Below are 22,456 nucleotides of genomic sequence, written 5' to 3'. Positions count from 1 at the left end.
AGAAATCAGCGGCTTTTTTGTATCTGGCGTTTGCGTAAAGAACTTACGTATTTTCCACTACGCCACCTTTCGGCTCACTTCAAAACGCCCAATCAATTGGTCTAAACGGCTCAATGCATTGCCCATCAAGGACACTCGACGTGCGAGTTGCTTAGTAGACAGTTGTAAGTCAGATATTGAACGTTGGGCTTTATCTGCCGTTTGTCCATTTTTCTGACTGTTTTCATCTAAGTTAGACATCGTGGTAAAGAGGTCACTCACCGCTGATTGAATTTGCTCACTGCGAGCATTTGAGTCGACTGTTAAGTTTCCTTTACTCACATTCTCGACACCTCGCTCCATGGACTCAACAGCACTGCGAGACTTACTATGCAGCTCTTTCATTAGGTCACTAATATGGTTAGCAGCTTGTGAAGTTCGGTCAGCCAGAGTTCTTACTTCAGAAGCGACGACAGAGAACCCTCTCCCGTGTTCACCTGCTCTTGCCGACTCAATGGCCGCATTCAAGGCCAAAAGGTTAGTCTGCGCGGTAATGTCAGTAATGATATCTATAATGTCAGACACCTTAGTCATTTCATTATTCACCTCATTCACGCTATGCGCCGAGCTTTCTACGATATTGCGAACAATCTCCATGCCTTCGACGGACTGATTGTACTCCTTCTCTGCGCTCAGGACGGCTTGTTTCATCACCGTGTCCATTTGCGTTGCTGAGACACTCGCATGAGTAATTTCGCTCTGTTGATACTGACTCAACTGAAGCATATTGCTTAACGCTTGTGATGCATCATCACTGGTTTGCTTCATCACGACACTGCGACGAAACATCGATTCCGAAACCTCTCTAACTTCGTGACTCGCATGGATCAACTCACTCACCGTGTTATCTAAATTGTCGATAAAACTGTTAGTCCAGCGCCCTAAGTTGCCAAGTTCATTATGACTGAATGTGGTGGGATCAAGTCTCCGACTTAAGTTGCCATCACCTTCAGCTAAGGTCTGCATTACCCCGGTCATTTCATGAATCTTCTTCGCTAGTGGTTTGGCGCTAACTAAACGGAATAAGCCCAATGAAAGCAACGCGCAAGCGAACATAATGCCACTCTGCATAAAAGGTGTGAGTGTATAAAGGTTGGCAAACAGTAATGGAACAAATAGAGGCAGTAGCATGCAGCTGATAAAGTGCTTAGATAAGGTATAACTTAGACTTCGGTCTCTGTAGACCTCTTCTAAATCGGACTCACACATCATGCCAAAGGTATCTGGTGAACCATCCAATTGAAAAGTGATACCTTTGCCAATAACGGGTATGTGGCGATAGTCAGAATACCCCGGATAACCAATAAACAAGTTACTGCCATTTTTAATGGTTTCTCTTACGCCTGGGTGAAGCTGATTAGTGGCTGGGTCTGTAAAGCGAATCTCAAATTCGGTGTGGTGCTGGATCTTAACCGTTCCCCAATCAGTATGAATCCCTTGCTTTAAGTTCTCGCCGTGTGAAAAGGTATTATCTTCAAAGCGAGAACGAGAGAGCGCAACACCCGGCTGAGTATTAGGATCATGAATGGAGTCGACCATAAAGATATAGTTATCACCCGACTCGCTATAAATATGCCCCGCTTCTCTTTGAATAATGTCACCAATAACATCATTTGGAACACGACCACATAGGAATTGCGGCGCCCCTTCATCCCGAGAAAAGGGGACATAAAACATCAGCGTTACTTGGTCATGAAACGATGAACTCGAAGCCCCTACGTTCAACGTGCGCTGATCCATATACGGCCCATGCAGATAACGCTTTGAAGCCCCTTCAACTAAAGCCTTCTTGTCTCCAAGGTTAACCCCTACATGCTCATGATAACTCGATGCTTGTGCTATCCCCTTAGCATCGACGATCGCCAACTCAGAAAAATCCGTACTGCGTTTAAGAAGGCTAGATAACGTCCCCTGTGCTTGCTCTTCCGTTCGACTTGCCAAATAAACAGCAGAGTCTTCTAAAAAGTCCCATTGATTCTTGACCCAGTTATGCAGAAGTTGAACTCGCGTGTGAGCAATACTTTCAAAAGCTTGTTCAAGCTCCTCCGTCCTACTTCGATTGAGGAAACAAGCTCTGCGCATAGCCAGTTTTCCTGTTGCGCCAAACCAATTAAGCCAACTACGTTCCTTGTCCGTCAGGTTCATTTTTATCCCTTGTGTTTTTATAGACACATGGGTAAAGCAATTTACAGACCACAATTAATCACACAAATACGTAACTAATTAATAAAAAAGCACTTTATATGAATCACAATGGTGCAACCGTGTCTTTTATGGTGCAAGATACGCTTATTTCACACCATCATTTCAATGAGCTATCAGGCGCTAATTTGAGAGGTTAACCGTAAACATGATAAGCCGCTTTTAACAGCTGCATGTGAATCGGCACCAAATCTTGATGTTGAGTTCGATATCCGCCACCGACTACGCAGGCCATCGGAACAGACTCTGATTTCGCTAATTCAATCATGAAACAGTCGCGCTCAAATATCCCTTGTGTCGAGACATTCAAATAACCCAATTCATCGTCTTGATGGATATCGATCCCCGCATCATAAATAATCAGATCAGGTTGATGGTGAGCAATCGCTAACTTAGTGACTTGTTCAAAACAACGTAGGAACTCTTCATCTTCTGTTTCACGACTTAATGGCACATCTAAATCGGATAGCGGCTTTCGTGCAGGGAAGTTTTTATCGCAGTGGAACGACAGAGTAATGATGTCGTCGTTGTCTTGGCAAAGAGTTGCTGTGCCATCACCATGATGAACGTCGCTATCAACGATCAGCACTTTATCGATATGTTCAAAGGTCAGCGCGTGTTTTGCCGCTAAAACCAAATCGTTCAACAAACAAAAGCCACTTCCAAAATCATGATGCGCATGATGATAACCACCACTCAAATGAATCGCTAAACCAGTCTCTATTGCCATTTCAGCGGCCAAGCAGGTTCCACCACTTGAGTAGAGTGTTCTTTCGATAAGTTGCTCGCTCCACGGGAAACCGATACGTCTCATCTTTGCTGCAGGTAACTTACCAGACACGAGCAAATCAACATATTCGCTATCATGTACCTGTTTTACTTGCTCAACCGAAACCGGCGTTGGTTGGCACACTTCAAACTTGCACTTCCATCGAGGTTCGCTATTCATCAGCGCCTCAACAGCACTATGCAACAACTGATATTTGTTGATTGGGTAGCGATGACCTTCTGGTAAAGGTAACTGTGAATAGATTGGGTGGTAAATTAAAGGAATCATAATCAGGCTAATTGCGTATCTTTCTCAAAATCATAACAGCCTCAAACTTGGCGACAACCTTAATTAATGATAATGGTTATCATTGTTATTAATTATAAAGTAGAGACCATAATGAAAAACGTAATACTCATCTTTGGGGTGATCTGCGGCTCAGCGGCAGCAGTAATGATTTTTGTAGGAATGCTAATGGCCAGTTGGTGGAGCGTTGATTTTCTCGTGTTAAGCCATCAAACTTAACTAATTGAACTTAAAAGGAATCACCATGAGCGTTATTTTTATTACTGGAGCGAACCGCGGCATTGGCTTAAGCCTGACTCGACAATACTTGGAAAGTAATCACAAGGTGTACGCGACTTATCGTGATGACAATTCAGCAAAAGAACTGCTCTCACTCGCAGACCACAACACCAACCTTACCTGTATTCAATTAGAGATAACCGATTACCAAGCAGTAAGCCAACTCCCTTCGCAAATAGAGTCGATTGATATCTTGATCAACAACGCTGGCTACTATGGCCCTAAAGGCTACGGGCTGGGTAATACCGATGTTGAAGAGTGGCGTCGTGTATTCGAAGTCAACACCATCGCTCCACTAAAGCTTGTCGAAACGCTATTGCCTCTACTAGAAGGCAGCGATATCAAAAAGGTCGCTTGTTTATCCTCTAGAGTCGGCAGTATGTCAGAGAACACCTCAGGCGGCGGTTACATCTATCGCTCCTCTAAAGCCGCTCTAAACTCCGTGGTGAAGAGCCTAAGCAACGACTTAACCGATGATGGCTTTACGGTGTTAGCACTGCATCCAGGTTGGGTGCAGACTGAAATGGGTGGCCCTAATGCTCTGATCGACACCGACACTTCAGCTTCCGGCCTGATTGAAGTCATCGAGTCAGCGAATACCGAAGTGAGTGGTCACTTCTTCAATTTCGATGGCAGCGAAATTGACTGGTAATCCACAGATGAATGCAGGGCATCTCTCAAACCTAGTTAAGCACTCAACGCTGTTTTGTCTAACAGTGATGCTAACTGGCTGTTTCAGTAATGGCCCCGGCGACTTGTACGACGACTATCAAACAAAGATAGCCAGAGTACAAGATGCTGACGAGATAATAGAGGAATGGGAATTTGAAAGCCTACCGAGAAAACGAGAACTGCTGCTTGACGTGCCCTCACTCTCTATCGGCCTCATCGACAGCTACCAGCTTCGTCAGTGTGGATTGTTCAATCTGATTGCAGAAAGAAATTCGGTTCTGGGCAAGGTCGCGGATGAGTTTCGTAATTACGATTATCAAGTCGCGCTACTTGAAGGCGTGGGCAAATGTTTATCCAGTAATGAATTAGACCCAGAGATCGTAGAATTACTAAGAGAAATTGAGCAACAGAAACTCGCACAGTTTCCACTGCATCAATGGAATCTCATCTATGCCAGCGATGCTATGCAGTCACAAATGCGGGGTAGTCAGTGGTTACGCGCTGATATAGGCGATCAGGTACGACAAACCAGTGATGCGTTAGAACACATCAATCAAGCGTTAAACACATCGCTCGTTTCCGGCAAAACCACTGAGGTTCAAGAAGTATTAGAGAAGAGTTCGACCCTTGGGGATTTATACTACTCGCTCGCTCGGGCGTCAGTTGAGCTTGATACCATCACCAAACAGCTGACAACTTTTGATGACAAGATCATCTGTGGTAAACAACGAGACACCACTAAGTTCCGCTATCTCAACAATGTGTTCGAGCAACAATACATAGGTAAGGTTCAGCCTTACATGGCGCAACTGGATGGCTACTATCAGCACATAGCCCCGCAACTAGGAATGTTTGACGCGCAACCTGAACTGCACAGTTATTACTTTCCCATCCAAGATGCACATCAAGCCTTTCGATCATCCACTCGTCGCCATGTTGACTATTGGCAGCAACTGTTTAAACGTTGTGGCCGTAAAGTCGGTCGCTAATCCTAACCTCAATAAGTCTTAGCTTTTAGTGCTCTTTTTAGCGGAAGTACCTTTCTTAGCATACGTACCTGTCTTGGCGTAAGACTTCTTCGCCCCACCGCCTTTACGGCGTTTGAAGGCAGGTCTCTCGACTTTAGGAAGGTGGCGGAGTGATTCAGGAACTTCTCCCGTTTTTACTTTACCCATTAAACCATCAATCTTGCTTTCTAACGCTTGCATGAAAGGCTGATACGCTTGATTTCGTTCTGCCATGCCTTGCAGCTGGTGCTCCCAATGTGCCGTCATGTCTGGGAAGGTAGAATCCTCAGGTAAGGCATGAATCAAGCCTCTGCCAGCAGGGCTACTGTGAATACTCTTACCTTGGCGCGTTAGCAGCTGCCTTTTGAATAGAGTATCTAGAATACCCGCACGGGTTGCTTCTGTGCCAAGGCCATCGGTTTCTTTCAAAATGCCTTTGAGATCTTTGTTCGCAACAAAACGCGCGATACCTGTCATCGCTTGAAGCAATGTCGCTTCCGTGAAGTGTTTTGGTGGCTCAGTTTTCTTATCACCAATCACGCCTTCACGGCACGTCAACACCGTACCTTTATCCAATGGAGGAACCGTATCCGTGCCATCCCCTTTTTCTTCGGTATCCGTTTTACCCATCAACACCTTCCAACCCGGGTTGATAAGCTGACGCCCTTTTGCGATGAACACGCCACCAGCGATATCAAAGACCAGCTTAGCATCAGCAAAAACCGCAGGTGGGTAAAACTGCATTAGATACTGGCGAGCGATTTGCTGATAGATTTTCATCTCATTGGCAGACAGGCCGTTCACCGATGACTTTTTCGGAGTAGGAATTATCGCGTGGTGAGCATCGACCTTACTGTCGTTCCATGCTTTGGATTTAAGAGAAAGATCCGCACCTTGAGCACCACCTTGCAGCTCTTTCGCATTGTTAGCGATAGCATCCACGACCGACTCTCTTTGCGAGTAATGATCTTTAGGTAGGTAGCGGCTGTCAGAACGCGGGTAAGTGATGAGTTTGTGTTTCTCGTACAACGACTGACAAGTGTCGAGAACCTGCTGAGCACTCATACCAAAACGCTTAGACGCATCAATCTGCAGTGCTGACAGCGAGTAAGGCAGTGGCGCAGCTTGTTTACTTTGCTTTTGCTCTGATTCCGTCACGGTTGCAGGTTGATTCGCAATTCGGTTAGCCACGTTCTCAACCAGCTTTCGATTGAGCACTCGGCCTTCTTCATCTTGCCATGGTTTACATGCTTCGCTTGGTTTCCAACGCGCTCGAATATCAAAGCTCTGGCCGTTGTTTTGATAAGGGATCAAAGCGTGCAGAGTGAAGTAATCTTTAGGAATGAAATTCTCGATTTCTTCATCACGTCTTACCACCAAACCAAGTACTGGCGTTTGCACTCGCCCTACCGACAACACGCCTTGGTAACCCGCCTTTTGACCGAGTAAGGTGTAAGCTCGGGTCATGTTCATGCCATACAGCCAATCGGCTCTAGAGCGTGCTAAAGCAGAAATAGACAGTGGAATAAAGTCTCGGTTACTGCGCATTTGAGAGAGCGCACGCTTCACGGCTGGTAAGTTCAAATCGCTGATCAGCAGCCTGTCCATCGACTCTTTCTTGGCCTTGGATACCTTGCAGTAGTCTATCACTTCATCGACTAGCAGTTGCCCTTCTCTATCCGGGTCACCCGCATGAACAATTTGGGTCGCGTCCTTCAATAGCTTTCGAATCACCGTGAGCTGTTTGCTTGACGTCTTACGAGGTCTTAGTTGCCATTGCTCTGGCACGATAGGAAGATCGGCTAAGTTCCATTTCTTATAACGGTCGTCATAAGCGTCTGGCTCAACCTGCTCCAACAAGTGTCCAATACACCAAGTCACCACATCCCCATTACCACATTTGATAAACCCTTGGTCTTTCTTCTGTGGATTCGGTAGTGCGGCGGCGATAGCGCGGCCGAGGCTTGGTTTTTCAGCAATAATAAGGCGAGACATGTTTTTCCAGATGCTACAAACAATTAGAGCCACATTATCTAATGTGGCTCTAATAAATCAAGAAAAACTGGTTGTTTATACAGTTAGCATTCCACTATTCAAGCTTCAGCTTTCTTTATAAAAACTCAACGAACTTAGAGAAGTCGCGCTCTGGCACTTTCATTGGTGTACAGCCTGGAGTGCCTAGGTATAGGAAGCCAACAATTTCATCGTCGCCTTCTAGGCCAAATGCTTGGTGTACTTCTGGGTGGAACATCCATTTACCTGAGCGCCAAAAGCCTTGGAAACCTTGTGCGACTGCGGCCATTTGCATCGCCTGTGCAGCACAACCCGCAGACAGATGTTGTTCGATAGCAGGCACTTTCTCGTGCTCAGTTACTTTGGCAATCACAGTAATCACCATCGGAGCTCGGAACGGCGCTTTTTTTACTTTCTCGATAACCGCTTCTTCGCTGTCATCCGCTTCAGCGGCGCGCACCAAGATGTCTGAAAGCTTTTGTAGGCCTGAACCTTGCGCGATAACAAAGCGCCATGGTGTTAGTGCACCGTGGTCTGGAGCACGCAGCCCTGCTTTGATGATGTTTTCTAACGCCACACCTTCAGGTGCCGGATCAGAGAGTTTTGCGATTGAGCGTCTGTTGAGCAATAGATCCAAAGCATCCATTTGAAGTCCTTACTATTTCTTTATTATTTGTATACTTGAACTTTAGCACAGAATACAAACGATAATAAATCTCAACGGCTGTCCATTTAGGCTAGATTAGAAACAATAAAGGCTCCTAAATCTATGACTTAGGAGCCTTGTTCAAAATCTAACTCAGCAAATTAAGTAACAATATCTACTGATAAGATTACAGTTTGATAGCTGATTCTATAACTTAATCGCTAGCTCAACACCTTGACGAATTGCGCGTACTGCATCCAATTCACCCGCGTAATCGGCGCCGCCTATCACATGCAGTTTACCACCAAACTCTTGCCACATGTCTTCGAATGGACGAACTGACACCTGACCTGCACATACGATAACCGAGTCAGCATCCAGCACCTGCTCTTTCTTACCAACGCTGATATGCAGACCTTGGTCATCAATCTTGTTGTAGCTTACACCGCCCAGTAGATTCACACCTCGTTTCTCTAGCGTGCGTTTGTGAATCCAGCCCGTTGTTTTGCCCGGACCTTTACCAACGCGCCCCGCTTTACGCTGCATCACCCACACCGTTTTATCGCTGAATGAATCAGGGTAAGGGTAAAGTCCGCCTGGGTGTTCCATATTCTTATCGATGCCCCACTCATGCAGCCAATCGTCTAGGCTGTGTGAAGTCGGTTCTGTCAGCATGGTTGCCACATCGACACCAATACCACCAGCACCAACAATCGCGACCTTTTCGCCTACTGGTGTCTTTTCGCGAATCAAGGTTTGGTAATCGACCACGTTTTCTTGGTCAATGCCCTCAATATCGAGCTTTCTTGGCTCTACGCCAGCCGCCATCACGACTTCATCGTACTTCAACAACATCTCAAACGTTGCCTCAGTATCCAGTTTCAGGTTCACGCCTGATGCGTCGATTTGGTTAGCAAAGTAGCGAATCGTTTCTCTGAATTCTTCTTTACCCGGAATCTGCATTGCCAATCTAAACTGACCGCCGATACGGTCATTTTTTTCAATCAAGTCAACCTTATGCCCACGCTGAGCTAAAGTCGTTGCACAGGCTAAACCGGCTGGGCCTGCGCCGACAACCGCAATGGTCTTAGTCGCTTGCGCTGGCTGAACAACAATTTCAGTCTCGTAACAAGCGCGTGGGTTCACCAAACAGCTCGCACGTTTACCTTTAAACACGTTATCAAGGCAAGCTTGGTTACAACCGATACAGGTATTGATGAACTGAGCTTGGTCTTGAGCTGCTTTATTAACAAAATCCGGGTCTGCCAAGAATGGACGCGCCATAGACACCATATCAGCCTGCCCAGAGCTAAGAATACGTTCGGCCTCTTCTGGCGTATTAATTCGGTTACATGTCACCACTGGGATCGACACGTATGGTTTCACTTTTTCCGTCACCCAAGAGAATGCGCCTCGTGGTACTTGCGTCGCGATAGTCGGAACACGTGCTTCATGCCAACCGATACCGGTATTGATAATGGTAACGCCGGCTTCTTCCAGCTTTTGAGCCAGAAGAACAACATCTTCAAACGTGCTGCCTTGTTCAACCAAATCAAGCATCGACAATCGGAAAATAATAATGAAATCTTTACCCACAGCTTCGCGAATCGATTTAACGATCTCTAGCGGGAAACGCATACGCTTCTCGTAAGAACCACCCCATTCGTCGTAACGCATGTTGGTACGCTTACAGATGAATTGGTTAATCAAGTAACCTTCAGAGCCCATGATCTCAATACCGTCATAGCCAGCAACCTGAGCTAGCTCTGCACTATTGGCAAAGGCACCGATGGTCTTTTTGATCTGACGAGGGCTCATCTCACTCGGTGCGAACTTAGCGATTGGCGCTTTAATACCCGAAGCACTTTGCGCGAATGGGTGCATGGCATAGCGGCCAGCATGCAGCAACTGAAGGGCAATCTTACCGCCATGCTTGTGCACGGCCTCGGTAACAACTTGGTGAGCTTTTGCATGCTTCACTTTACTGAATTCAGCACTAAATGGGGTTAATCTGCCACGTAAATTAGGAGAGAAACCACCGGTAACAATAAGGCCAACGCCTCCTTTTGCTCGCTCTTCATAAAACGCGGCGAGTTTGTGGAGACCTTCTTTATTTTCTTCTAAACCTGTATGCATTGATCCCATCAATACACGGTTACGTAACTGGGTAAATCCAAGATCGAGTGGTTCAAGTAAATGTGGGTACATGGCAGACATCACTTCTATTATTTTATCCTTGTGGTCTGACCACAGTATAGTTCAATTACCAAAAGTTCAAACAACCGTTTACATTTTTGTAACACCGATCATAATGCTGCACGTATTAATCGTTCAGAAGCCCTTAATTTGACTACACTTAATGAGAATATATATCGATTAACAATTCTTGGTGTAGTTTGAGCTTGGGAATTATCGTAGGATACTAAGCAGTTCATATTATTGAGATTAATGGTACTACGGCTTGTTAAAGCGACGTGATCTCACTGCGGAGACAGAATGAAAAAAATATTCAAATTTATAGGCATGTTCTTTAAAGGGATTTGGAAGCTCATTACGTTTGTACGTCTTGCGCTGGTTAACCTAGTCTTTTTACTCAGTATCGCCATCATCTACTTTGTGTACTTCCATTCAGATACGGCTCAACCGACGGTTCCTCAGGATTCGGCTTTAGTGCTTAATCTGTCTGGCCCTATTGTGGAACAAAGCCGCTATATCAATCCGATGGATTCGGTCACAGGTTCACTACTTGGCAAAGACCTTCCAAAAGAGAACATCCTGTTTGATATCGTTGAAACGATTCGCTACGCAAAAGACGATGACAAGGTTACAGGTATCGTTTTAGCACTCAAAGAGTTGCCAGAAACCAACCTGACTAAGCTTCGCTACATTGCTAAAGCATTGAATGAGTTCAAAGCAACAGGCAAACCGATTTATGCGGTAGGTGACTTTTACAACCAAAGCCAATACTACCTAGCCAGCTACGCAACTAAGGTATTCCTATCACCAGATGGTGGGGTTCTTCTTAAAGGTTATAGCGCTTACTCGCTTTACTACAAAACGTTGTTAGAGAAACTAGACGTAAACACGCACGTGTTCCGTGTGGGTACTTACAAGTCAGCTATCGAGCCTTTCATTCGCGATGACATGTCAGATGCAGCGAAAGAGTCCGCTTCTCGTTGGTTAAATCAACTGTGGGGTGCGTATGTTGACGACGTCAGCCACAACCGTCAGATCGATGCTAAAACACTGAATCCAAGCATGGACACGTTCTTGAAAGAACTTGAGTCTGTAGACGGTGACATTGCCAAACTGGCTGAAAAACTTGGCTTAGTGGATGAATTAGCGACACGCCAACAAGTTCGACTAGAGCTCGCAGACGTGTTCGGCAGTGACGGTCAAGACAGCTACAACGCGTTTGGTTACTACGAATATCGTACCACTATGCTTCCAGACATGAACACTGAATCACACGATGTTGCTGTGATTGTGGCAAGCGGTGCCATTATGGATGGCAAACAACCTCGTGGCACAGTCGGTGGTGATACCACTGCAGCCCTACTTCGCCAAGCTCGTAACGACGACAAAGTAAAAGCAGTTGTACTTCGTGTAGACAGCCCTGGTGGCAGTGCATTTGCTTCTGAAGTTATTCGCAATGAAATCGAAGCGATCAAGCAAGCGGGTAAACCTGTCGTGGTTTCTATGTCTAGCCTGGCTGCTTCTGGTGGTTACTGGATCTCGATGGGTGCGGATAAGATCCTAGCTCAACCAACCACATTAACGGGTTCGATTGGTATCTTTAGTGTTATTACCACCTTCGAAAAAGGGCTGAACGATATTGGGGTTTACACTGATGGCGTTGGCACCTCACCTTTCTCAGGTCTTGGTATTACAACTGGACTTAGCGATGGCGCGAAAGACGCATTCCAAATGGGTATTGAAAACGGATACCGCCGATTCATCAGCCTAGTTGGCGAAAATCGCGGCATGGAAGTCGATGCTGTCGACAAGATTGCGCAAGGTCGAGTTTGGACAGGTCAAGATGCGATTCAGAAAGGCTTAGTCGATGAAATTGGTGATTTCGATGATGCGGTTGCGGCGGCGGCTTCACTTGCAGAGCTTGAAAGCTACAACATTTACTGGGTAGAAGAGCCACTTTCAGCCACTGAGCAGTTTATTCAAGAATTTATGAACCAAGTTCAGATGTCGGTAGGCCTTGATATTCAATCGATGATACCAAGCAGTTTACAGCCTGTTACTCAACAATTAGCTCAAGATAGCCAACTGTTAGGCAACTTTAACGACCCACAAGGCCGTTACGCTTTTTGCTTAAACTGCCAAGTTCAATAAGATAAGCTCAACGCTTTGTTACCAAGAGGCGCCTCTGTGTGAGGCGCCTCTTTTTATTGCATGATAATTCGCTATAATCGCCCTCCTGTTCCCTATATCACACTAAGTATTAATCGCCATGGAAAGAAAACACATCTATATCGCGTACACCGGCGGCACAATTGGCATGCAAAAGTCTATTGACCACGGCTATGTTCCTGTTGCAGGTTTCATGGACAAGCAGCTAGCTGGCATGCCTGAATTCCATCGCCCAGAGATGCCTGAGTACACCATTCACGAATACTCTCCATTAATGGACTCTTCAGATATGACGCCACTTGACTGGCAGACTATCGCTGATGATATTCGCGCGAACTACGATAAGTACGATGGTTTCGTTATCCTTCATGGCACAGACACTATGGCTTATACTGCCTCTGCACTGTCTTTCATGCTTGAAAACCTTGGCAAACCTGTGATTGTTACGGGCTCTCAGATTCCACTAGCAGAGCTTCGCTCAGACGGACAAGCAAACTTGCTAAATGCACTGCATATTGCAGCAAACTACCCAATCAACGAAGTGACACTGTTCTTCAACAACAAATTGATGCGTGGTAACCGCAGCACTAAATCACACGCAGATGGCTTCAATGCATTTACTTCACCAAACCTAAACCCATTGCTGGAAGCGGGTATCAATATCCAACTTAGCAATAACGTAAAGGTAAACGAACAACCTGAAGGTGCTTTCAAGGTTCATAACATTACCCCGCAACCTATCGGCGTAATCACAATGTACCCAGGCATCTCACACGAAGTGATTCGCAACACGCTACTGCAGCCTGTTAATGCGATGATTTTGCTTACTTTTGGTGTTGGTAACGCTCCACAGAACCCAGAATTGCTTCAGCACCTTAAAGATGCCTCAGAGCGCGGCGTTATTGTGGTAAACCTAACTCAATGTTTGGCAGGTAAAGTGAACATGGGTGGTTATGCGACAGGTTGTGCGCTAGCTGAAGCGGGCGTTGTCAGTGGTTATGATATGACACCCGAAGCGGCTCTGGCGAAGTTACATTATCTATTAAGCCAAAACCTAGACTACGAAGAAGTGAAGACTCAGATGCAACAAGTGTTGCGTGGTGAGATGAGCTTATAAAACAGTTCAAGGATACACGTTAAACCCAGTTATGCTATCAACGTAACGGCGACTTAACGTGAACTAAATCGTTTTATTGCTTATAAATAAACGAGTTAAACTAAAAGGGGTGGCACATTGCCACCCCTTTGTTGTAATTTAAGCTTAATGATTCGGGTTAACCCTAACAATGTCTTCTTGATCTGACTTAAACTGTTTCTTTAGTTCAGACTTAGATTTAAAGCTAATCTCACCACCAGCTGCAATTGTCATATGTTGAGCTTCAGAGTTATGTTTAGATTGGTATAACATAACCGCTTGCATACACGAGTCGCGCTGTTCTTTTGAGAGCGCCGTACCTTCTGGCCATTTACCCGTTTCAACTGCGTAGGTTAAACGTTCGTAGACCTCGGGTGTCATTGCGCTAAGAAGTTGTTCTGCATCCATGGTAAAGCCTTAGTTTTAACAATTTTCACCAGAAAATAACCCGTAACAGAATTGAGTCAAGAACCTGACCAATAATAAGTGCATCTGATCACAAGTGAAGGAATATGAAAATTATGAAATGGTTGGCGATTAGCCTATTGCCTTTCACTCTGGTTGGGTGTCTTGAAGGGAACAAAAATACCGATCAACTGTGCCAAAGCAACCCGGGTCTTCAGTGTGAACAATTGAACATGAACGATGGGCAATGTCGTGTCGCACGTACCGACCTCATCTGGCATCGATTTGAAGTTCAGAAGCAACCCACCGAAATCAACAAAATTAAAGAATTCGAATTAGTCACTGCCTACAAAAAGTGTCTAGAGCTCGCGGCACAGATCGAAACGATCGATCAATCTAAGCTGCAAGAGCGTCGCTTTACCTCTTTAATGCACAGTATCGAAGAGTCTGAGCGCATTGTTGATGAGCTATCGAAATCCGATACACCGGAAACGCTGTACTTCTTGTGGTCGCAAACTGGGGACACCAACGCCAGACGCAGTTTCCTACAACTAGAAGGCTCTGAAGCGTTAAACACAGCCGAGATGCAGTATGCCTTGGCAACCTTCTATACTACCCGCAATCATATAAAGACACTTAAGCTACTCAATAATGCGTTAACGCTTTCTAATGGCTCGGCAGCCAACACTGAAATCTTCAAGTCGATGGCCAGTATCAACCACAACCTGGGTCATATGGAAAAAGCGTACGTTTGGGCAATGGTTGCCAAAGACTTTGATGTGCCTATTGCTTCTGAAGCCGAGCTCACCGTGTTGTATCATTTCGACAAGGCAACCTATAAGAAGCTAAATAAAGACGCAGACAACATTGTCGAAGCGATTGAGGATGGAATTTACAGCCCTTCAATCGTCCCGAGTTACTGATCGCTTCATTTATAGTGTTCTTACTTAAGCTTGTTATTCACCTGTTTTCAAATAAAAACAGCTACCTTTTTAGTAGCTGTTTTTATTTGTACTAGAGTTAAATCTGAAATCTTGGGCGTTTCAGCATTCCTAAATCGACAAATGCGACCTGTAAGGATTAGACAATAGTTACAAGTTATTTCGTACTTTCGTCATTTTTGTTGAAAATTAACGACACTGAATTAACACAGAACCGTTCACCTGTGGTCTTCGGGCCATCTGGAAAAACGTGACCTAAATGGCTATCACAGGCGGTACAACGGATCTCTACACGCTTCATTCCGTGACTTAGATCTTCTATATAGCGTACTGCTTCATCATTCACTGGGGCATCAAAGCTTGGCCAACCACACCCAGAGTCATATTTGTTATCCGACAGAAACAAAGGGCTTTCACAGCATGTGCAGCTATAGACGCCAGTCTTATGGTTGTGCAGTAACTTGCCGCTATATGGGGCTTCAGTACCACGCTCACGACACACTGAAAATTCGTCGTCCGTTAGGCGCTCACGCCAGTATTCATCAGGCTTTATCATATTTCCTCCCTTTTGAATCACGTTAATATCTCTCCACATTCTCAGTTATTATATTTACTTTTTTCTATAAAGGCTTGCATATGAGTCGTTTTGTAGCACATACTTTCTCACCAGGAAACATTGTACATATACACTCATAAGTGAATCATCATTTAGGGGTATTTTACCCAACTGGAAGGGTACAGAGCCACTTGCAATGGTCAATTTTCAATCACTTACACCCAATTGTTAAGAAAAGCGTCGCTTTTTTTTGACATTAAACAAGTTAAGTCGGATTATCTATTGCAGATGTATACTGGATTCTGTAATTTTACTACCAGTTATCTTTAATCAGAAATTAAGTTGTGGAGCAACTACAATGACTATCAAAGTAGGTATTAACGGTTTTGGCCGTATCGGCCGTTTCGTATTCCGCGCAGCTCAAGAGCGTGCAGACATCGAAGTAGTAGGTATTAACGATCTAATCGACGTAGAGTACATGGCATACATGCTTAAGTACGACTCAACTCACGGCCGTTTCAACGGTACTGTTGAAGTTGAAGGCGGTAACCTAATCGTTAACGGTAAAACTGTACGTGTTACAGCTGAGCGTAACCCAGAAGACCTTAAGTGGGATGCTATCGACGTAGACGTAGTTGCTGAAGCAACTGGTCTTTTCCTAACTGACGAGACTGCACGTAAGCACATCACTGCTGGCGCTAAGAAAGTAGTTCTTACTGGTCCTTCTAAAGATGCAACTCCAATGTTCGTAATGGGCGTTAACCAAGCATCTTACGCTGGTCAAGACATCGTTTCTAACGCTTCTTGTACTACTAACTGTCTTGCACCTATCGCTAAAGTACTTAACGATAAGTGGGGCATTGAGTCTGGTCTTATGACTACAGTTCACGCTACTACAGCAACTCAAAAAACTGTAGATGGCCCTTCTGCTAAAGACTGGCGCGGTGGCCGTGGTGCTTCTCAAAACATCATCCCATCTTCAACTGGTGCTGCTAAAGCTGTAGGCGTTGTTCTTCCAGAACTAAACGGCCTTCTAACTGGTATGGCTTTCCGTGTACCAACTGCTAACGTATCTGTAGTTGACCTAACAGTTAACCTAAAAGAAGCTGCATCTTACGAAGAAATTTGTGCTGCAATGAAAGAAGCTTCTGAAGGCGAAATGGCTGGCGTTCTTGGTTACACTGAAGACCAAGTAGTATCACAAGATTTCATCGGTGAAGTTCAAACTTCAGTATTCGATGCTAAAGCTGGTGTTGCTCTAACTGACAAATTCGTTAAAGTTGTATCTTGGTACGACAACGAAATCGGTTACTCAAACAAAGTTCTAGACCTAATCGCTCACATCTCTAAGTAATTTCTTTTTAGAAATCGCTTTAGATAAGCATTAGCGAAGACTGTTTTGAGCAGACTTTGAAAAAGGCGACCTTAGTGTCGCCTTTTTAATGCCTGCTATCTTTTAAACCGCGTCTGTCTAAGCTCATCAAGATAGCCCAAACGCAAAATTCAATTCTAATACTGACTCTGCTTGTTACTCATGAAAACACAAGCATCACTCTAGTCAGCATTTGAATTCAATTTCCTTAGAAGGATCATGTAATGGATTTATCTACTCTACCTGCACTGGCGGTACTTTCTGACAACGTCACTATCGTTGAACACGAAGGTGTAAAACTGGTTCGCGTTATCCACGATAAAGCAAACGCAGCGATTTCACTGTTTGGCGGCCATGTGGTGTCATTCCAACCGCAAGGTCAAGAAGACCTAATTTGGATGAGCCAACAAGCTAAGTTCGATGGTAAAACGGCTCTGCGTGGTGGTATTCCAGTATGTTGGCCTTGGTTTGGTCGCATTGCAGCACCAGCACATGGTTTTGCCCGTTCAAGTGAATGGCAATTGGTTGAACACCGTGAAAGCGAAGCTGGCGTGATTGTTAGCTTAGGTCTGAAGCCAAGCGAAGAGACGCTAGCAGTATGGCCTCATCAGTTTGATGCTCGCTTGAATGTTGAGATCGGCGAACAACTAAAAGTAACGCTGGACGTGAAGAACACTGATTCTCAGCCATGGACTTTCTCTGGTGCACTACACACTTACCTAAACGTTGGCGATATCCACAACACAACCACCACTGGTATGGGTGCTGAGTACATTGATAGCCTGCAAGGTGGCAAGATCTGCCAAGGTGGATCTGAACTGGTACTGACCGACACGATTGACCGCGTTTACACGCAACCAGAAGCGCAAATCTTTGTTGCTGACAAGAAGCTGGATCGCACGCTAACAGTTGAAAACCACGGTCATAACTCTGCAGTACTGTGGAACCCGTGGGCAGAAGGCGCTGCAAGTATGGGCGACATGCAAGACGACGGTTACCTAACCATGCTATGTGTTGAATCAACACTGCACGCACCAAGCCTAGAAGCCGGTAAAACGCTCCGGCCGGGTGAAAACCACCAACTGATCACTGTGATTAGTGCCCAATAACCGTATAAATACAGTTATAAAAAACGATTTTTGAGCGGCTTTATGTCGCTCTTTTACTTTTTGGTTTTAGCTCGTTACACTTGCGCTGTCTATTCTCCTTTAGAGGTCTCCATGACTTACCAATGCCCTTTGTGTCACCAACCTTTATCTCAAAACGATCGTACGTTTAAGTGTGAAAAGAACCATCAGTTCGACCTAGCGAAAGAAGGCTACGTCAATTTGATGCCTGCGCACCACAAACGCTCAAAAGATCCAGGTGACAACAAAGAGATGATGCAGGCACGTCGTCGCTTCCTTGAAGGTAACCACTATGACCCAATGCGCCAAGCGGTGGTGACGTTGTGTTCTCGCTATCTACCAGAAGAGACGCCTAGCCTATTGGATATTGGTTGTGGCGAAGGTTATTACACCAACGAAATTGCTGTGAATCTTCAAGAAAAGAAAGGGGCTACTTTTGGCCTAGACATTTCTAAGATTGCTATCAAATACGCCGCTAAACGCTACCCTACTGTCGACTTCTCAGTTGCATCAAGCCATCGCCTACCCTTTGCTGAAAACAGCTTAGACGGAATTCTACGCATTTACGCGCCTTGCAAGGCTGAAGAGTTACAACGCACCATCAAAGATAATGGTGTGGTGATCACCGTGACACCAGCTAGCCGACACCTGTATCAACTGCGTGATGCAATTTATGATGGCGTTCGCTTGCACGAAGAAGATCCAGAAGTGATCGAAGGTTTTACGCTTGAGCATCAAGAGCAACTAAACTATATGATGGAACTATCGGGGTCAGATGCATTCGACCTGCTACAGATGACGCCGTTTGCTTGGAAGGCGAGTGAAGAGTTTAAACTACAACTCACCGAGGCAGAGCAATTCAACTGTGAAGCTGACTTTATGCTGCGAGTGTACCGCAAACAAATTTAATTGATATTGATTATCGTTTGCATTGAAATCTTATCTTGCCTCCTTTAGTATGCGTGTTCTTCAAGGAGGCATTTCATGCAACGTATTATTCTTATCGGATTAGCTACTCTTCTCACGGCTTGTGCTAGTCAACCTGCAAAAGACACTTCTCAAAAAGTGGCTCAAACGGAATCCGTTTCCACATTCTATGACTACCAGTTCGCTTCTCCACAAGGCGAAACACTTTCTCTCGATGCATTACCCGAGCAGCTGATTGACGCTGATGTGGTTCTAATTGGCGAATGGCACACGCATTCTGCCATTCACCGCTTCCAAACCGACTTCTTAAAAGCGCGCCGCAACGCAACATCAAACATTGCGCTTTCAATGGAACAGTTCACTCGAGAGCACCAAGCCACACTTGACCAATACTTAAACGGCGAAATTGGCGAACAAATTCTCATGTCTCAAGCGGCAGCTTGGCCAAATTACGAAAGTGATTACCGCGCGTTAGTTGAGTTCGCAAAAGCCAACGACGTCGATGTTATTGCGGCAAATGCACCAAAGCCATTCGTGCAGTGTATTGGCCGTAAAGGATTGCCTTACCTAGACCAATTATCGACCGAGCAACGCCAATGGATTGCTGCCGAAGTGGATACTGGCGATAGCCCTTACAAAGAAAAGTTCATGGCTTCTATGCATCACGGTACGCCAGAGCAAACAGAAAAGCAGTTTGCCGCTCAGGTTACCTGGGACGAAACCATGGCTGAGTCGATTGTGGATTACCTAGCATCAAACCCTGATAAACAAGTGATTCACGTGGCTGGCAAGTTCCACACCGAGGGTGGTTTAGGGACGGCGGCATCAATTCTACGTCGTAACCCTGATTTAAAAATCGCCATCATCAGCCCGGTTGAAGCGATCTCATCGGATAGCGGTGATTATCAGCTTGAAGTGCTTTCGCCGCCGGCTCGCTTTGTAAAGAAAGAGAACCGAATGAAGGCATACAAGCATCTGTCAAAACGTAGCGCTAGCCTAGAGTGTGAGTAGGATCTGTTGATCCACTCTTCTAAGCTAAAGAGTCGATGGGCTAATCCTAGATAATTAGCCCATCGTCACAACTTGATCACGTTCCCGTCATTCATCCTAACTCTATCTAAAATCAAACATTCTTATCGGCACAAGACTTGCTTAGTAAATAGACGATTTAACCAAGCAGACGAAAATGTAATGTGCGAATAAAAAACATCACTATCGATGATTAATTGCACAAGTTTTTCACACCTCTGCCGATACTATATTTAAGGATAGGTAAGGAGAGCTATATGACGCCAGTAGGAACGAGTAATACTCAGCTGTATTCGCCTTCGCAGATGAACGCTAAGAGTTCAGCTAACGAAGCTGAAAAGCCTACACCGCTTAAGGTTGAGCAAAATACGGTTAAGCTTTCTGATGAAGGCAAAGCACTCTTATCTGCCCTAAAAGAAATTGATAAAGAAGCGAAGAAAGTCGAAGCAGAAAACGCGACAGTTACCGATAAAGTTGAGTCATTCGCTCATGGTGCCTTGGGTATGGATCACCCAGATAAGATTGAAGAAGAAGATGATGGTTCTTATTCAGCGGGGCAATACCTGTCCGCAGCGGCAACCGTAGGCGGTATTCTTCTCGCACTCATTTAGCCTTGCCAACCTATCGCATTCTCTAGAATAAAAGCGATTTATCGTTACGACAATAGACCCGATTAGGTCTAAAAAACGAGTTCATTCCATAATTCCGCTCTCATTTTAATGGAATAATACTCGTGAAAAACACTTTTGAGCTTATCGATAAGCCAACCTTTTTTGGTGCTATAGCACTCCTACTCACGATAGTTTTCCCGCTCATTTTGTTCCCTGCACAGGGCGCAGACTGGATTGCGGTTGCGAAAACATTCATGACTGATCAACTCGGATTCCTGTATCTTGCTCTAGGTCTCGCAGCCTGTGCATTTATGGTGTACGTAGTATTCAGTGATATGGGACAAATTAAACTAGGCGAAGCTGATGAAGAGCCTGAGTTTAAAAATGCATCATGGGCTGCCATGCTATTTTGTGGCGGTATCGGTGCAAGTATCTTGTATTGGGGCTGTATTGAGTGGGCTTACTACTACCAATCACCGCCTTTCCAACTAGAACCTGGCAGTGAAGAAGCAGTACGCTGGGCTGCGACCTACGGCCTATTCCACTGGGGACCAATCGCATGGTCTATCTACCTAATCCCTGCAATTCCTATCGCTTACTTCTTCTATGTACGTAAACAGCCAGTTCTAAAGATCTCTAGTGCGTTAATGCCTGTTCTTGGTGAACACCGCAGTAAAGGCGTACCCGGAAAAATCGTCGATATCCTTTTCATTTTCGGTCTATTAGGCGGCGCTGCAACAACACTAGGTTTAGCTGCACCTCTAATCACTGAAGGTCTGAATCACCTATTTGGTCTACCTAAAAATAACCTAACGCAAGTGATGGTGCTTTTAGTGTGTACTGCGATTTTTGCTTACTCATCTTATGCTGGATTGGAAAAAGGCATCAAGATCCTAAGTAACATCAACTTCTGGGGTGCAATGGGTCTGTTGGCTTTCGTTCTGATCGCGGGTCCAACAATCTTCATGCTAGAAACAGGTTTAGACTCGATTGGTCGCCTACTGTCTAACTTCTTCGTGATGGCAACGTGGGCTGAACCATTTGGTGGTTACGGTACATTCGAAAACACTCACTTCCCACAAGACTGGACGATTTTCTACTGGGCATGGTGGCTAGTATTTGCACCGAGTATGGGTCTGTTTGTTGCGCGTATCTCTCGCGGCAGAACCATCAAACAAATGGTGTCAGGGTCGATCTTCTTTGGTTCTCTAGGTTGTTTCCTGTTCTTCATGATCTTAGGTAACTACGGCCTATCACTGCAGCTTTCTGGTGAGCTAGATGTCGTTGCCATTTTGAATGCGGAAGGCGCAACCAAAGCTATCTTCTCGATGCTTGCACAATTGCCAATGAGCACGCTGGTTATCGCTGTATTTACAATGCTGTGTATCATTTTCACGGCAACAACATTTGACTCTATCTCATACATCCTAGCGTCTGTTGTACAAAACAACGTGACCGAAGAGCCAATGCGCTGGAACCGTATGTTCTGGGCATTTACTCTGTCGTTCTTACCAACGATTCTAATGTTCTTAGGCGGTCTAAGTACGCTACAAACGGCGGCGATTGTTGGTGGCTTACCACTGCTTGCTATCTCTGTGATGCTGATGATTTCAGCGGTTCGTGCGACTAACCTCGACCTACGCCATCAAGATGCGTATATCGAGCCAACGATCAACATCGAAGAACTGCCAGACATGGACCCTTGGTCTGCTGAAGGTATGGCGTTGGCTCAGTTTGAGAAAGAAAGAGATGCAGCACAAGAAGCCGCAGAACTTGAGCGTGTTGCTTACACAGAACTTGCCGCAGTGAAGAAAGAAATTCGCGCTTATGTGTTAGAACAAGGTTCACAAATGGAAACTCACGAGTTACCAGAGAACCTACAACAAGCACTTGAGCAGGCCGAGAGTAATCTTAGTGCCGCACAAGCGAAAAAGATCGAGTTATCTGAGCAAGCTCAGAATGCTCGTATCACGTTCAACCAGGTGGTTGCAGACTTACCGCTTGCTTGACATTAGCCATGACACAGTCCATTGATTTGGACCCTCCTAAATACGA

General features: G+C 45.3%; 18 protein-coding genes. 11 read left to right on the top strand and 7 right to left on the bottom strand.

Features of this window, described 5'->3' with window-relative positions:
- Positions 1-57 precede the first annotated feature (57 nt).
- Both AB4307_RS12925 and AB4307_RS12920 read right to left on the bottom strand, forming a co-directional pair.
- Positions 58-2,184 (bottom strand): methyl-accepting chemotaxis protein, encoded by a 2,127-nt coding sequence (locus AB4307_RS12925; RefSeq protein ID WP_136979091.1) that lies wholly within the window; start codon positions 2,182-2,184, stop codon positions 58-60.
- A gap of 193 nt (positions 2,185-2,377) precedes the next feature.
- Positions 2,378-3,298: a histone deacetylase family protein gene (locus AB4307_RS12920; RefSeq protein WP_136979093.1), complete on the bottom strand. Its 921-nt coding sequence runs from the start codon at positions 3,296-3,298 to the stop codon at positions 2,378-2,380.
- Between the two features lie 262 nt (positions 3,299-3,560).
- Between AB4307_RS12920 and AB4307_RS12915 the strand changes: the two genes are divergently transcribed.
- Together AB4307_RS12915 and AB4307_RS12910 are read left to right on the top strand one after the other, a co-directional pair.
- Entirely contained in the window at positions 3,561-4,247 is a 687-nt protein-coding gene (locus AB4307_RS12915; protein WP_136979094.1) for an SDR family oxidoreductase, read from the top strand.
- Positions 4,225-5,256 carry a DUF3080 domain-containing protein gene (locus tag AB4307_RS12910; RefSeq protein WP_136979096.1) on the top strand — a complete coding sequence of 344 codons (1,032 nt, stop codon included), beginning with the start codon at positions 4,225-4,227 and terminating at the stop codon, positions 5,254-5,256. The genes AB4307_RS12915 and AB4307_RS12910 overlap by 23 nt, the downstream gene beginning before the upstream one ends.
- Before the next feature lie 18 nt (positions 5,257-5,274).
- Here the strand turns inward: AB4307_RS12910 and AB4307_RS12905 are convergent, their stop codons facing one another.
- From AB4307_RS12905 to AB4307_RS12895, 3 genes are all read right to left on the bottom strand, one after another.
- A complete protein-coding gene (locus tag AB4307_RS12905) occupies positions 5,275-7,269 on the bottom strand; it encodes a DNA topoisomerase III (RefSeq protein WP_372132031.1) in 1,995 nt (664 codons plus the stop codon).
- Between the two features lie 115 nt (positions 7,270-7,384).
- Positions 7,385-7,933 carry an NAD(P)H nitroreductase gene (locus tag AB4307_RS12900; protein ID WP_017059376.1) on the bottom strand — a complete coding sequence of 183 codons (549 nt, stop codon included), beginning with the start codon at positions 7,931-7,933 and terminating at the stop codon, positions 7,385-7,387.
- 207 nt (positions 7,934-8,140) lie between these two features.
- Positions 8,141-10,150 (bottom strand): FAD-dependent oxidoreductase, encoded by a 2,010-nt coding sequence (locus AB4307_RS12895; protein ID WP_372050835.1) that lies wholly within the window; start codon positions 10,148-10,150, stop codon positions 8,141-8,143.
- 279 nt (positions 10,151-10,429) lie between these two features.
- Between AB4307_RS12895 and sppA the strand changes: the two genes are divergently transcribed.
- Together sppA and ansA are read left to right on the top strand one after the other, a co-directional pair.
- Positions 10,430-12,280 carry a signal peptide peptidase SppA gene (gene sppA / locus AB4307_RS12890; RefSeq protein WP_372132029.1) on the top strand — a complete coding sequence of 617 codons (1,851 nt, stop codon included), beginning with the start codon at positions 10,430-10,432 and terminating at the stop codon, positions 12,278-12,280.
- A gap of 118 nt (positions 12,281-12,398) precedes the next feature.
- A complete protein-coding gene (gene ansA / locus AB4307_RS12885) occupies positions 12,399-13,415 on the top strand; it encodes an asparaginase (RefSeq protein WP_215407594.1) in 1,017 nt (338 codons plus the stop codon).
- 144 nt (positions 13,416-13,559) lie between these two features.
- Here ansA and AB4307_RS12880 read toward each other — a convergent pair whose 3' ends face one another.
- Positions 13,560-13,841, bottom strand: coding sequence for a YeaC family protein (locus tag AB4307_RS12880; protein ID WP_010437067.1), 282 nt, complete (start codon positions 13,839-13,841; stop codon positions 13,560-13,562).
- 113 nt (positions 13,842-13,954) lie between these two features.
- Between AB4307_RS12880 and AB4307_RS12875 the strand changes: the two genes are divergently transcribed.
- A complete protein-coding gene (locus tag AB4307_RS12875) occupies positions 13,955-14,761 on the top strand; it encodes a DUF2989 domain-containing protein (protein WP_372132081.1) in 807 nt (268 codons plus the stop codon).
- Positions 14,762-14,936: 175 nt separating this feature from the next.
- Here the strand turns inward: AB4307_RS12875 and msrB are convergent, their stop codons facing one another.
- Positions 14,937-15,374, bottom strand: coding sequence for a peptide-methionine (R)-S-oxide reductase MsrB (msrB, locus tag AB4307_RS12870; protein ID WP_080582205.1), 438 nt, complete (start codon positions 15,372-15,374; stop codon positions 14,937-14,939).
- Between the two features lie 319 nt (positions 15,375-15,693).
- Here msrB and gap point away from each other — a divergent pair, with 319 nt between their 5' ends.
- From gap to AB4307_RS12840, 6 genes are all read left to right on the top strand, one after another.
- On the top strand, positions 15,694-16,689 hold the full coding sequence (gene gap / locus AB4307_RS12865; RefSeq protein ID WP_017059382.1) for a type I glyceraldehyde-3-phosphate dehydrogenase: 996 nt from the start codon (positions 15,694-15,696) through the stop codon (positions 16,687-16,689).
- Between the two features lie 242 nt (positions 16,690-16,931).
- Positions 16,932-17,816: a D-hexose-6-phosphate mutarotase gene (locus AB4307_RS12860; protein ID WP_017070751.1), complete on the top strand. Its 885-nt coding sequence runs from the start codon at positions 16,932-16,934 to the stop codon at positions 17,814-17,816.
- Between the two features lie 111 nt (positions 17,817-17,927).
- On the top strand, positions 17,928-18,743 hold the full coding sequence (gene rlmA, locus AB4307_RS12855; RefSeq protein WP_372132027.1) for a 23S rRNA (guanine(745)-N(1))-methyltransferase: 816 nt from the start codon (positions 17,928-17,930) through the stop codon (positions 18,741-18,743).
- A gap of 75 nt (positions 18,744-18,818) precedes the next feature.
- A complete protein-coding gene (locus tag AB4307_RS12850) occupies positions 18,819-19,772 on the top strand; it encodes a ChaN family lipoprotein (RefSeq protein ID WP_017059385.1) in 954 nt (317 codons plus the stop codon).
- 275 nt (positions 19,773-20,047) lie between these two features.
- Positions 20,048-20,401 carry a hypothetical protein gene (locus AB4307_RS12845; RefSeq protein ID WP_017070749.1) on the top strand — a complete coding sequence of 118 codons (354 nt, stop codon included), beginning with the start codon at positions 20,048-20,050 and terminating at the stop codon, positions 20,399-20,401.
- Positions 20,402-20,523: 122 nt separating this feature from the next.
- Entirely contained in the window at positions 20,524-22,410 is a 1,887-nt protein-coding gene (locus AB4307_RS12840) for a BCCT family transporter (protein WP_372132025.1), read from the top strand.
- Positions 22,411-22,456 lie beyond the last annotated feature (46 nt).

It is taken from the genome of Vibrio sp. 10N.261.52.C2, from assembly GCF_041471425.1.
GTDB lineage: Bacteria > Pseudomonadota > Gammaproteobacteria > Enterobacterales > Vibrionaceae > Vibrio > Vibrio crassostreae_C.
The sequence above is the reverse complement of the archived record's forward strand: the minus strand, read 5'-3'. Positions and strand labels throughout refer to the sequence as shown.

What these genes read in the sequence shown, in the direction of transcription:
- AB4307_RS12925 (WP_136979091.1), bottom strand. Translation starts at nt 2,184, where the DNA reads ATGAACCTGACGGACAAGGAACGTAGTTGGCTTAATTGGTTTGGCGCA.
- AB4307_RS12920 (WP_136979093.1), bottom strand. Translation starts at nt 3,298, where the DNA reads ATGATTCCTTTAATTTACCACCCAATCTATTCACAGTTACCTTTACCA.
- AB4307_RS12915 (WP_136979094.1), top strand. Translation starts at nt 3,561, where the DNA reads ATGAGCGTTATTTTTATTACTGGAGCGAACCGCGGCATTGGCTTAAGC.
- AB4307_RS12910 (WP_136979096.1), top strand. Translation starts at nt 4,225, where the DNA reads ATGGCAGCGAAATTGACTGGTAATCCACAGATGAATGCAGGGCATCTC.
- AB4307_RS12905 (WP_372132031.1), bottom strand. Translation starts at nt 7,269, where the DNA reads ATGTCTCGCCTTATTATTGCTGAAAAACCAAGCCTCGGCCGCGCTATC.
- AB4307_RS12900 (WP_017059376.1), bottom strand. Translation starts at nt 7,933, where the DNA reads ATGGATGCTTTGGATCTATTGCTCAACAGACGCTCAATCGCAAAACTC.
- AB4307_RS12895 (WP_372050835.1), bottom strand. Translation starts at nt 10,150, where the DNA reads ATGTCTGCCATGTACCCACATTTACTTGAACCACTCGATCTTGGATTT.
- sppA (WP_372132029.1), top strand. Translation starts at nt 10,430, where the DNA reads ATGAAAAAAATATTCAAATTTATAGGCATGTTCTTTAAAGGGATTTGG.
- ansA (WP_215407594.1), top strand. Translation starts at nt 12,399, where the DNA reads ATGGAAAGAAAACACATCTATATCGCGTACACCGGCGGCACAATTGGC.
- AB4307_RS12880 (WP_010437067.1), bottom strand. Translation starts at nt 13,841, where the DNA reads ATGGATGCAGAACAACTTCTTAGCGCAATGACACCCGAGGTCTACGAA.
- AB4307_RS12875 (WP_372132081.1), top strand. Translation starts at nt 13,955, where the DNA reads ATGAAATGGTTGGCGATTAGCCTATTGCCTTTCACTCTGGTTGGGTGT.
- msrB (WP_080582205.1), bottom strand. Translation starts at nt 15,374, where the DNA reads ATGTGGAGAGATATTAACGTGATTCAAAAGGGAGGAAATATGATAAAG.
- gap (WP_017059382.1), top strand. Translation starts at nt 15,694, where the DNA reads ATGACTATCAAAGTAGGTATTAACGGTTTTGGCCGTATCGGCCGTTTC.
- AB4307_RS12860 (WP_017070751.1), top strand. Translation starts at nt 16,932, where the DNA reads ATGGATTTATCTACTCTACCTGCACTGGCGGTACTTTCTGACAACGTC.
- rlmA (WP_372132027.1), top strand. Translation starts at nt 17,928, where the DNA reads ATGACTTACCAATGCCCTTTGTGTCACCAACCTTTATCTCAAAACGAT.
- AB4307_RS12850 (WP_017059385.1), top strand. Translation starts at nt 18,819, where the DNA reads ATGCAACGTATTATTCTTATCGGATTAGCTACTCTTCTCACGGCTTGT.
- AB4307_RS12845 (WP_017070749.1), top strand. Translation starts at nt 20,048, where the DNA reads ATGACGCCAGTAGGAACGAGTAATACTCAGCTGTATTCGCCTTCGCAG.